This window comes from Burkholderia sp. Ac-20379, assembly GCF_017104645.1.
Lineage (GTDB): Bacteria > Pseudomonadota > Gammaproteobacteria > Burkholderiales > Burkholderiaceae > Burkholderia.
The window spans coordinates 1-10,908 of record NZ_JAAGPF010000254.1; the positions used below are offsets into that span (position 1 = coordinate 1).

General features: G+C 70.0%; 8 protein-coding genes. 5 read left to right on the top strand and 3 right to left on the bottom strand.

Features of this window, described 5'->3' with window-relative positions:
• The 3 genes from G3N92_RS24890 to G3N92_RS24900 form a co-directional block, all read left to right on the top strand.
• A partial coding sequence (locus G3N92_RS24890; protein WP_206130256.1) for a molybdopterin dinucleotide binding domain-containing protein occupies window positions 1-2,653 on the top strand: 2,653 nt, incomplete at its 5' end.
• An 89-nt stretch (window positions 2,654-2,742) separates the two neighbouring features.
• Window positions 2,743-4,191, top strand: a complete 1,449-nt coding sequence (locus G3N92_RS24895; RefSeq protein ID WP_206130262.1) for a TIGR00366 family protein — start codon at window positions 2,743-2,745, stop codon at window positions 4,189-4,191.
• 21 nt (window positions 4,192-4,212) lie between these two features.
• Window positions 4,213-5,154 carry an ornithine cyclodeaminase family protein gene (locus G3N92_RS24900; protein ID WP_206130257.1) on the top strand — a complete coding sequence of 314 codons (942 nt, stop codon included), beginning with the start codon at window positions 4,213-4,215 and terminating at the stop codon, window positions 5,152-5,154.
• Between the two features lies 1 nt (window position 5,155).
• Here the strand turns inward: G3N92_RS24900 and G3N92_RS24905 are convergent, their stop codons facing one another.
• From G3N92_RS24905 to G3N92_RS24915, 3 genes are all read right to left on the bottom strand, one after another.
• Window positions 5,156-6,286 (bottom strand): porin, encoded by a 1,131-nt coding sequence (locus tag G3N92_RS24905; protein WP_206130258.1) that lies wholly within the window; start codon window positions 6,284-6,286, stop codon window positions 5,156-5,158.
• A gap of 198 nt (window positions 6,287-6,484) precedes the next feature.
• On the bottom strand, window positions 6,485-7,600 hold the full coding sequence (locus G3N92_RS24910) for a branched-chain amino acid ABC transporter substrate-binding protein (RefSeq protein WP_206130259.1): 1,116 nt from the start codon (window positions 7,598-7,600) through the stop codon (window positions 6,485-6,487).
• A 138-nt stretch (window positions 7,601-7,738) separates the two neighbouring features.
• Window positions 7,739-8,800, bottom strand: coding sequence for a proline racemase family protein (locus G3N92_RS24915; protein ID WP_206130260.1), 1,062 nt, complete (start codon window positions 8,798-8,800; stop codon window positions 7,739-7,741).
• A 156-nt stretch (window positions 8,801-8,956) separates the two neighbouring features.
• On the opposite strand from G3N92_RS24915, the gene G3N92_RS24920 reads away from it, so the two are divergent.
• Both G3N92_RS24920 and G3N92_RS24925 read left to right on the top strand, forming a co-directional pair.
• Complete coding sequence (locus G3N92_RS24920) at window positions 8,957-9,670, top strand: GntR family transcriptional regulator (RefSeq protein ID WP_206130261.1); 714 nt, start codon at window positions 8,957-8,959, stop codon at window positions 9,668-9,670.
• Between the two features lie 115 nt (window positions 9,671-9,785).
• A partial coding sequence (locus tag G3N92_RS24925; RefSeq protein WP_241015006.1) for a tannase/feruloyl esterase family alpha/beta hydrolase occupies window positions 9,786-10,908 on the top strand: 1,123 nt, incomplete at its 3' end.

Genomic DNA, 10,908 nt, shown 5'->3' on the forward strand with positions numbered 1-10,908 from the left:
TCGCGACACCGGCCGGTTCCTGCGCGAGCGCGATCTCGATCCGCGCGCCGCCGCCAATCGTCATGTGATCTGGAATGCCAGGCAAGGCCGCGCCGAACCGCTCGGCGAGGAAGCGGCCACGACGCCGGCCGATTTCGCGCTCGACGGCGCGTACGAGGCGGCCGCAATACCTTGCGAGCCGGCGTTCGCCTGCTACGCGCGCGCGCTCGACGCGTTCACGCCCGAGCACGTCGAGGCGATCACCGGCGTGCCGCCCGAGGCGCTCGAACGCGCCGCCGCGCTGCTCGCGCCGGGCCGCCGCATCGCCTATCACGCATGGTCGGGCGTGGGCCAGCACACCAACGCGACGCAGACCGAGCGCGCCATCGCCACGCTCTACGCGCTGACCGGCGCGTTCGACACGCGCGGCGCGAACCGCGAATACGTCAAGCAGCCGTCGAACGCGGTCAGCACCTATGCGCTGTGCCCGCCGCAGCAGCGCGCCAAGGCGCTCGGCCTCGACGAGCGCCCGCTTGGCCCCCCCGCGCAGGGCTGGGTGACCGCGCGCGACATGTATCGCGCGATGCTCGACGGCGAGCCGTACAAGGTGCGCGCGCTGTTCGCATTCGGCACCAACCTGCTGGTGTCGCAGCCCGACGCGCAGACGGCCCATGCGGCGCTGAGCCAGCTCGAATTCCACGTGCACTGCGATCTGTACGAAACGCCGTCGTCGCGCTACGCCGACCTCTTCCTGCCGATCAACACGCCGTGGGAGCGCGAGGGCCTGCGGATCGGCTTCGAGATCGACGAGCGCGCGGTCGAACTGGTGCAGTTGCGGCAACGGATGGTCGCGCCGCGCGGCGAGAGCCGCGCCGACTACGACATCGTGTTCGCGCTGGCCACGCGGCTCGGCATGAGCGAGGCGTTCTTCGGCGGCAGCATCGAGGCCGGCTGGAACCACATGCTAGCGCCGCTCGGGCTCGACGTCGCCACGCTGCGCGCGCATCCGGAAGGCATCGCGCGCCCGCTCGCGCAGCGCGAGAAGCAATACGCCCAGCCGGGCGCGGACGGGCCGCGCGGCTTCCGCACCGAGACGCTGCGCGTCGAGCTGTATTCGGAGAAGCTGCTGCGCCACGGCTATCCGCCGGTGCCGGCCTACGTGCCGCCGGCCGGCCTCGCCGCCGAGGCGCGCGACGCCGCGTATCCCTACGTGCTGACCTCCACCAAGAACGGCTACTACTGCCACAGCCAGCATCGCGGCGTGACGCGGCTGCGCAAGCGCGCGCCGTATCCGCTCGTCGAGATCAGCGCCGCGCTGGCCGCGCGCAAGGGCATCGCCAGCGACGACTGGGTGGTGCTGCGCACCGAACGCGGCGCGGCGCGCTTCGTGGCGCGCGTGGAACCGGCGCTGGCCGACGACGTGCTGATCGCCGAATACGGCTGGTGGCAGGCCTGCGACGAGCTCGGCTACGACGGCTTCGACGCGCGCGGCCCGCTCAACAGCAACTTCAGCAACCTGGTGTCGGGCCGGCAATACGATCCGCTGTCCGGCTCGATGCCGATGCGCGCGCTGGCCTGCGACCTGCAACCGGATCCGTCGTTCGAGCGCGAGCGCCGCCCGTGGGACGGCTGGCGCGATTTCGTGGTGACGCGGTTGCACGACGAGGCCGAAGGCGTGCGCACCGTGACGTTCGCCGCGCGCGACGGCGGCCCGCTGCCCGATTACCGGCCCGGCCAGCACGTCACGGTGCACGTCGCCGGGCTCGGCGAACGCGGCACGACGCGCGCCTATTCGCTGGTGGGCGCGGCGCGCGAGGCCGGCCGCCGCAGCTACGCGATCTCGGTGCGCCATCAGGAACGCGGCGCGATGTCGAGCCACATCCACCGCGCGCTCGCGGTGGGCGACGCCGTGCAGTTGCGCGCGCCGGGCGGCACGTTCGTGCTGCCGCTGCATTCGCGCCAGCCGGTGGTGCTGTTCGCGGGCGGCATCGGCATCACGCCGTTCGTGTCGTATCTGGAATCGCTGGCGTCGGCGACGCACGCCGGCGCCGGCAAGGACGCCGGTCATGCGCCGCCCGAGGTGTGGCTGTTCTACGCGAATCGCCACGGCGCGGCGCACGCATTCCGGCAGCGCATCGACGCGCTGCGCGAGGCGTTGCCCACGCTGCGCGTGATCGATTGCTACGCGCATCCGCGGCCCATCATCGACATCGCCGGGATCGACTACCAGCGCAGCGGCTATCTCGACGCGAGCGCGGTGGACGCGGCGCTGATCGCGCGCCGCGCGCGCTTCTACCTGTGCGGCCCCGAACCGATGATGAACGCGATCGTCGACGGGCTCGGCGCGCGCGGCGTGCCCGCGTTCGACATCTTCAAGGAAGCGTTCCGCTCGCCGGCCATGCCGCGCGGCGATGCTTCGCAGAGCTTCACGATCACGTTCGCCCGCTCGCACCGCACGGCGCGCTGGACGCCCGCGCACGGCAGCCTGCTGGCGTTCGCCGAAGGCCTCGGCGTGGCGCTGCCGAGCGGCTGCCGCGTGGGCCAGTGCGAAAGCTGCGCGGTGCGCGTGGCGCAAGGCGCGACCGATCACCTGTCGGGCCACGCGCCCGACGAACCCGACATGTGCTTCGCCTGCCAGGCGATCCCGCTGTCGGATCTGGTGCTGGAGGCATGACGCCCCGCACCGGCCTGTCGACCCGCAACCGCTTCACCGCCGCTTCACCGCAACGACACACACCAATCGAACGCAAGGGGGAATTCACGATGGACAAGCTCGCACGCGCCACACCGCCCGAGGCCGCCGCGGCCCGCGGCAACACGCTGGAACGCATGGCCGCGCGCGTCACGCGCTGGGCCGAACGCTGGTTTCCGGACGCCTACATCTTCGCGGCGATCGCCGTGATCGTCGTCGCGCTGGGGGCGCTCGCGATCGGCGCGCCGGCGCAGCGCGTGGGCATCGCGTTCGGCGACGGCTTCTGGAGCCTGATCCCGTTCACGATGCAGATGGCGATCGTGGCGATCTCGGGCTACGTGGTGGCGGTGTCTCCGCCCGCCTCGAAGGCGATCGCGCGGCTCGCGCAACTGCCGCGCACGGCGCGCGGCGCGGTGATGTTCGTGGCGTTCGTCAGCATCGGCACGTCGCTGTTCAACTGGGCGATCAGCCTCGTGTTCAGCGGCCTGCTGGCCCGTGCGCTGGCGCGCCGCACCGGCCTGCGCATGGATTACCGCGCGGCCGGCGCGGCGGCGTATCTCGGCATGGGCGCGACCTGGGCGCTCGGCCTCAGCTCGGCCGCCGCGCAGTTGCAGGCGAACCCCAACAGCCTGCCGAAAGCGCTGCTCGCGATCACCGGCGTGATTCCGTTCTCCGACACGATCTTCCTGCCGCAATCGATGCTGATGGTGGCCGCGCTGACGCTCGTGTCGCTGCTGATCGCGGGCCTGTCCGCGCCGGTCGGCGAGCGCGCGCGCACGGCGCAGGATCTCGGCGTGCCGCTCGACGACATCGATACGCACCTGGAAAAGCCGGTGCGCCCCGGCGAATGGCTCGAATACAGCCCGCTCGTGACGATCCTGATCGTGCTGCTCGGCCTCGTCTGGATCGGCCACGAATTCACCACCAGGAACCCGCTGCTCGCGATCTCGAACCTGAACACCTACAACTTCGTGTTCATCCTGCTCGGCATGCTGCTGAACTGGCGGCCGCGCCGCTTCCTGAACGCGGTGGCGAAATCGGTGCCGTCCACGGCCGGCGTGCTGATCCAGTTTCCGCTGTACGGCGGCATCGCATTCATGCTGACCAAGGCCGCCGCGCCCGGCGGGCCGCCGCTGTCGGAACATCTCGCGCACTTCTTCGTGGCGATCTCGTCGCAGGCGTCGTTTCCGGCCGTGATGAGCGTGTACTCGGCGGTGCTCGGCTTCTTCGTGCCGTCGGGCGGCGGCAAGTGGATCATCGAGGCGCCCTACGTGATCGAGGCGGCCAAGGCGCTGCAGGTGCACCTCGGCTGGTCCGTCACCGTCTACAACGCGGCCGAGGCGCTGCCGAACCTGATCAACCCGTTCTGGATGCTGCCGCTGCTCGGCGTGCTCGGCCTGCGCGCCAAGGACGTGGTCGGTTTCACCTTCACGCAGTTGATCGTGCACGTGCCGCTGGTGGTGTTCATGTTGTGGGCGCTCGCGCCGACGCTCGCGTACCACCCGCCCGTCATGCCCTGACATCCAACCCGTTCCCGAACCATGAAAATTCTCGATTCGACCGCCACGCGCGACGCGCTGCCCTTCCCCGACCTGATCGACGCGCTGCGCGCGATGTTCGTGGCCGGCTGTCACGTGCCGTTGCGCCACAACCACCCGATCGCCGCCGAGGGCGGCGGCGGCACCGTGCTGATCATGCCCGCCTGGCAGGACGGCGGCTATCTCGGCATCAAGACGGTCAACGTGTTTCCGGGCAATGCCGCGCTCGGCCTGCCGGGCCTGCATTCGACCTACGTGCTGTACGACGGCCGCACCGGCGCGCCGCTCGCGCAGCTCGACGGCAACGAGATCACCTCGCGTCGCACCGCCGCGGCCTCGGCGCTGGCGGCCAGCTATCTGGCGCGGCCCGACGCCACGCGCATGACGCTGCTCGGCGCGGGCCGCGTCGGCAGCCTGGTGCCGGAAGCGTATCGCGCCGTGCTGCCGATTCGCGACGTGGACGTGTGGGACGCGGCGCCGGCCGCTTCGGCGCGGCTCGTCGCGCACCTGAACGCGCTCGGTTTCGCGGCGCGCGCGGTGGACGACCTGCCGGCCAGCGTCGCGCGCGCGGACGTGGTGACCTGCGCCACGCTCGCCACCGAGCCGGTGGTGCAAGGCGCGTGGCTCGCGCCGGGCTCGCATCTGGACCTGATCGGCAGCTTCACGCCGGCCATGCGCGAAGCCGACGACGCCTGCTTCGCGCAGGCCAGCGTGTTCGTCGACACGCGCGAGGCATTCCAGAAATCGGGCGACCTGCTCGGGCCGCTCGAACGCCAGGTGATCGGGCATCCCGAGCAATGGCCGACGCTCGAAACGCTGTGCCGCGGGCAGGCGCGCGGGCGCGCGAACGCCGACGAGCGCACCGTGTTCAAGGCGGTGGGCACGGCGCTCGAGGATCTGGCCGCGGCGTCGCTCGTCTATGCGCGCCACGCGCCGGCGGCCTGACCTAGAAGCGCTCGCGCACGCCGGCCGCGATCACCGTCTGGGTGTTGCCCGAGGCGAGCGGCTGGCGGTTGATGTCCGCCGCGAGCCCCGAACCGCCGTCGTGCGCATGCTGATACAGCACGACGGCATAGACGTCGGTCAGCTTCGACAGGTTGTAGTCGACCAGCAGCGACGGCTCGAACCAGTTGGGCCGGTGGGTCTGCGCGCGGCTGGCGATCTGCGCCGTGGTGTAGGTCAGCGCGAGCGTGGTGCTCAGCGCCGCCGTGAAGCGGTACTGCGCGTTCACTTCGACGTTGTCGAAGTGCGCGTTCGCGTTGCCGGTGGCGATGCCGAGCGAGCCGATGCCGTTGATGGTCTGCAGGTGGTCGAACTGCGAATGCGTCCAGAGCGCGCCGACGGTGGTGTGACCGGCGCGCCAGCGCGCGCCAGCGCCGTAGATGCTTTGCCGCTGCGCCACGAACGTGCGGTCGCCCAGCGTGACCGCGCCGTCGGCGTTGGCCGGGCCGGCGTCGGTGTCGAGCCGCAGCCACGCCGCCGCCACGCGCACGCTGCCGAGGTTCCAGGACGCGCCGACGCTGGCCACGCGATCGTTGGCCGCCGCGCCGGCCGCGTTCGAGAAGCCGTACAGCGCGCTGATCTTCCAGGTGTCGACCGAGCCGTAGCTGTACTTCACGGCGTTGTTGACGCGAAAGCCGTGGTTCAGGTTGTCGTTGTCGAACACGTGCGCGGCCAGGTTGTCGATGGCCGGCTTGTGGATCGGCGCGAGGAAATCGACCACCGAATCGTATTGGCGGCCCACCGTGAGCGTGCCCAAGCGGCGATCCGCCAGGCCCACCCACGATTCATAGCCGAACAGGCGATTGTTCTGCGTGGCCGCGCCGGTGCTGGTGTTGAAGCCGTTGACGAGCCGGAAGATCGCGCGCGTCGATTCGCTCAACGGCTCGCTGCCGACGAAGCCCCAATGGCTGCCCTGCAGATCGCCGCTCGTTTCGCGCACGAGCGCGCGACCGCCGGCATTGCTCGTGTACGACACGCCCGACGTCACCACGCCGAACAGCGTGACGCTGCTCTGCGCATGCGCCGTCATGCAGCCGGCGGAACACGACACCGCCACCAGCAGACGGCCCGACATGCCTTTGCCGTGCCATCCGACGCGTTGCCGTTGCGCGCCCCGCCCGATTTCCGCCGCTCCTGCCGCCATCTCGCCCGCCGTTATCAAGAATGATTTGTTTTCGCGGTCGCATTCTATTTTTGCGGGCCTCAAGAAATCGTCAAGAAGCGGGACGGTTTCATGACGATTGCGTGACGGCGCGAGCGGGCGGCGCTGTCGTCAATACGGCGTGAGCTGGTTGTTGCGGAACGTGTAGACGGTGGTGGGCGCGCCCTTCAGGTTGCCGTTCGCGTCGAATGCGTAATGTCCGGCGATGCCGTCGTAGCTGATCCCGGCCAGATACGCGCGGATCTTCTCGCGATCGGTGGTGGTGCCGGTGGCCTCCATCGCCTTCGCGATCATCATCACGCCGTCGTAGAAATTCGACGCGTACACCAGCATCTCGGTGTGATAGCTGGCCTTGTAGCGTTCGACGAACGCGCGGCCGGCCGGCGTCTTCTCGATCGACGAGCCGCCCTGCGCGCAGAACGCGTTCGCGGACATGTCGCCGGCCAGTTGCGCCAGCTCCGCCGAGCAGATGCCGTCGCCGCCGAGCAGCTTCGACGACACCGCGGCCGAGCGCATCTGCTTGAGCATCGGGCCAGCCTGCGCCGCGTAGCCGCCGTAGAAGATCGCGTCGGGCGCCTGCTCCTTGAGCTTGGTCAGGATCGCGCGGAAATCGACGGCGTTCGAGTTCGTGTAGTCGCGCGCCACGACCGTCAGGCCGATCCGCTTCGCCTCGCCGATGAACTCCTGCGCAATGCCCTGCCCGTAGGCGGTGCGATCGTCGATCACGGCGACCTTCCTCGCCTTCAGCTTGTCCTGCGCGAAATCGGCCATCGAGCTGCCGAGCTGCGCGTCGCTCGCGCCGATCCGGAACACCGTGTTGTAGCCCTGCGCGGTCAGCGCCGGGTTCGACGCCACCGGCAGGATCGCCACGCCGGCCGACTGATAGATGCGCGCCGCCGGAATCGCCACGCCCGAATTGTTCGGCCCGAGGATCGCGAGCGCGTGGCTGTCGGCCAGCTTCTGCGCGATCTGCACGCCGACCTTCGGATCGCCCTGGTCGTCTTCCGAATCGAGCGCGAGATGCACCTTCTGGCCGCCGACCGTCAGCCCCTTCGCGTTCAGATCGGCGATCGCGAGCTTCGCGCCGTTCTCGTTATCCTTGCCGCTGCCGGCCTGCGCGCCGGTCAGCGGGCCGGACAGACCGAGCGTCACGGTGGTGTCGGCCAGCGCCGCCACGGATACCGCGAAAAGACCACATGCTGCGACCAAGCGGGTAAGTGTGTTCATGTCCTGTCCTGCGGGTGAATGCCATCGGGTTGTCGGGGAAAGCCGGCACTGCGGGCGCGGATCCCGCGCCGTATATTCGTATTCCTGATCAAATTGCCTGGGCAGCGGCGCGCACGGCGCCGCCTGTGGAGCGGGTTCCTACTTGCGGGACTTGATCAGCTTGTCGTCCACCGCCTCCAGCCAGGTGTCCGACAGCGTGAAGCCGGTCTGGAAACGGTCGGTGGGATCCACGCCGACCTGCGAGATCGCGCTGATCCAGGCCTGCCCCGACACCACCGGCACGACGGCCGGCACGTCGCCGAGCATCGTGGTGGATGCCACGCGGCTCTCGAAGCGCGAGCCGATGATCGACTCGTGCACGAACGTCTCGCCCACGGCGATCTGCCCTTTCGCGTGCATCACCGCGAGCCGCGCCGAGGTGCCGGTGCCGCACGGCGAGCGGTCGCAGCGGCCCGGCGACACGATCACCGTGTTGCGCGAGGTCAGCACGCCGTTCTCGCGGCGCAGCGGCATGACGAACTCGGTCTGCGTGATGCCCTTGATCAGCGGATTGAGCGGATGCGGCGACGGCAGCTGCTCGGCCGCCGAGGCCTTGATGATCTGGCCCAGCTCGCACAGTTCGCGCGCCTCGTCGGGCGTCACGCCGAAGCCGAGCGCCTGCGCGTCGACGATCACGTAGGTCATGCCGCCGTAGCCCACGTCCACCTTCAGCGTGCCCACGCCCGGCACCTCGATCGCCGCATCCAGATGGTTGGCGAACGCCGGCTGGTTGGTGAACTCGACCCGGGTGACCTTGCCGCCCGAGCACTCGCAGCGCACCGAGATCAGGCCGGCCGGCGCTTCGAGCACCAGCTCCGTGACCGGCTCGACCATCGGCAGGATGCCGGTTTCGAGCAGCACCGTGACCACGCACATGGTGTTCGAGCCGGACATCGCCGGGTATTCGGTCGACTCGGCGATCACGTAGCCCATCTGGGCGCGCGGGTCGGTGGCCGGCAGGATGATGTTCACGCTCTGGTTGGCCGAGCCGCGCGGCTCGAACAGCGCGATGCGGCGGATGTCGTCGCGGTGCTCCTCCAGATACATCATCTTCTCGAACATGGTGGCGCCCGGCACGTCGAACACGCCGCCCGTGACGACGTTGCCCACCTCGCCCTCGGCGTGACAGTTGACCACCGTGAATGTCCTGTTCCAACGCATGACCGGATTCCTCGCTGACTGACAGCGCCCGCCCGGACGCCGATCGCCTCGGATATCGAACACTGACTATTGTATCCAATATGCTGTAGTCGATTTTTACTGTCAAGCGCCAGGCGCTATGGCATGATTTCGTCTGAATTTCAGGCCCTCACCCGCATGCAAGACCTTTCCGATCGCCGTGGCGCCGCCACGCCCCCCGCCGCCTCCGGCAAGCTGGTTCGCACCACCATCGTCGAGCAGGCGGTGGAAATCATTCGCGGCAAGATCCTGCGCGGCGAACTCGCGCCGGGCGACCCGCTGCGCCAGGAGGCGCTGGCCGAGGAACTCGGCATCAGCCGTGTGCCGGTACGCGAGGCGATCACGCGGCTGCAGGGCGAGGGCTTCGTGACGATCTTTCCGCACAAGGGCGCGTACGTGTGCGGAATCTCCGCCGACGAGGTACGCGAGACGTTCGAGATCCGCATCCGGCTCGAGCCGTGGATCTTCTCCCGCGCGATGGCGCATTCCGACGAAACCACCTACGCCGCCGCGGCCGCGATCGTCGACGAGATGGACAGCGCGACCGAAACCACCTGGGGGCAGCTCAACTGGCGCTTCCACGAAACGCTGTACGCGCCGTCCGGGCTCGATCTGGCCATCGACACGCTGCGCCGGCTCAACGATCTGAACGAGCGCTACTTCCGGTTTCAGGTGGTCAACGTGCCGATCCGCGAGAACACGCGCAGCGAGCACCTCGAGATGATCGAGCTGAGCCGCGCGCGCGACGCGCGGCGCGGCGCCGTGCTGTTGCGCGAGCACCTGCAGCGCGCCATGCAGCAGATCGTCGAAGTGGCCAGCGGCCTGCTGGAGCCGCGCGGGCAAAAGCGCTAGGCGCCGCCGGCGGGCGATGCGGCCGCGCCACAGGATCGGCTTCGGACGGTCGAATCTGGCCCCGATCTATGTCATATTGACGCCTCCCGCCCCCTCACCCACCGTGTCCGCGGCAATGAACCAGCAACCGGCGCGCCGGCGCCTCGCTCATCGGATCGTCATCGGATTCGCCCTCGCCGCCGCGACGCTCGCCGTCAGCCCCTTCGCGGCCGCGCAGCGCCAGGCTTCCGAACCCCGCCACTGTCTCGACCTCGCCGGCGTGCAGATCCCCGCCGCCGCGATCGGTCTGCCGACCGAAGGCGCGGTCGTGCAGACCGCCGCCACGATCGGTGCGACGGCGATCGGCAACCAGGACGGCGCCTACTGCCGCCTGACCGGCGTGATCCGCGCTCAGACGGCCGGCACGCCCGACATCCGCTTCGAACTGAACCTGCCCGAGCGCTGGAACCGCCGCGCGCTGCAATTCGGCGGCGGCGGCTACAACGGCGTGGTGGTGACCGGCACCGGCCCCACGCCGTTCTCGCCCGACGTCGCACCGCTCGCGCAGGGCTACGCCACCTTCGGCGACGATTCCGGCCACATCGGCAACCCCGGCGAAGGCACGTTCGGCCTGCTCGACGAGGCCGTCACCAACTTCGGCTACGCGCACCTGAAGAAGGTGCACGACGTGGCGCTCGCGCTGATCGTGCGCGGTTACGGCCGCTCGCCCGACAAGATGTACTTCGCGGGCGGCTCCACCGGCGGACGCGAGGCGTACACGGTGATCCAGCGCTACCCCGCCGACTACGACGGCGTGATCGCCAACGCGCCCGCGCTGAACTTCACGGGCGTGCGCCTGATGGGCGTCGCGCTCGGCCGCGCCGAATACCGCACGCCGGGCGGCTTCGTGCCGCCGCGGCTGCTGGGGCGCGTGTACGAACGCACGCTGCAGGTGTGCGACGCGCTCGACGGGGTGGCCGACGGCATCGTCAGCGACGTCGAGGCGTGCCGCGCGAAGGAGCCCGAGATCATCGATTCGCTGCGCTGCCCGGCGCAGCACGCCTCGGCGGTGGCGGCGGCTTCCGCGCCGGCGCCGGCATCCGCAACGTCCAGCGCCGCGCCGCCGGCCGGCGCGATCGTCGCTGCCCCCGGCGCCACGCCCCCCGGCCCCGGCCCGGCCGGGCGTCGCCTTACCGGCCCGCCCCTCCCCCCCCTCCAACTTCCGCCCCGCCGGCTTCGTCTTCCCTTCCCACCTCCCT

Bases quoted from the DNA above. Each gene is read 5' to 3' on its own strand.
- G3N92_RS24905 (WP_206130258.1), bottom strand. From the start codon at position 6,286: ATGTCGGGCCGTCTGCTGGTGGCGGTGTCGTGTTCCGCCGGCTGCATG.
- G3N92_RS24920 (WP_206130261.1), top strand. From the start codon at position 8,957: ATGCAAGACCTTTCCGATCGCCGTGGCGCCGCCACGCCCCCCGCCGCC.
- G3N92_RS24895 (WP_206130262.1), top strand. From the start codon at position 2,743: ATGGACAAGCTCGCACGCGCCACACCGCCCGAGGCCGCCGCGGCCCGC.
- G3N92_RS24915 (WP_206130260.1), bottom strand. From the start codon at position 8,800: ATGCGTTGGAACAGGACATTCACGGTGGTCAACTGTCACGCCGAGGGC.
- G3N92_RS24900 (WP_206130257.1), top strand. From the start codon at position 4,213: ATGAAAATTCTCGATTCGACCGCCACGCGCGACGCGCTGCCCTTCCCC.
- G3N92_RS24910 (WP_206130259.1), bottom strand. From the start codon at position 7,600: ATGAACACACTTACCCGCTTGGTCGCAGCATGTGGTCTTTTCGCGGTA.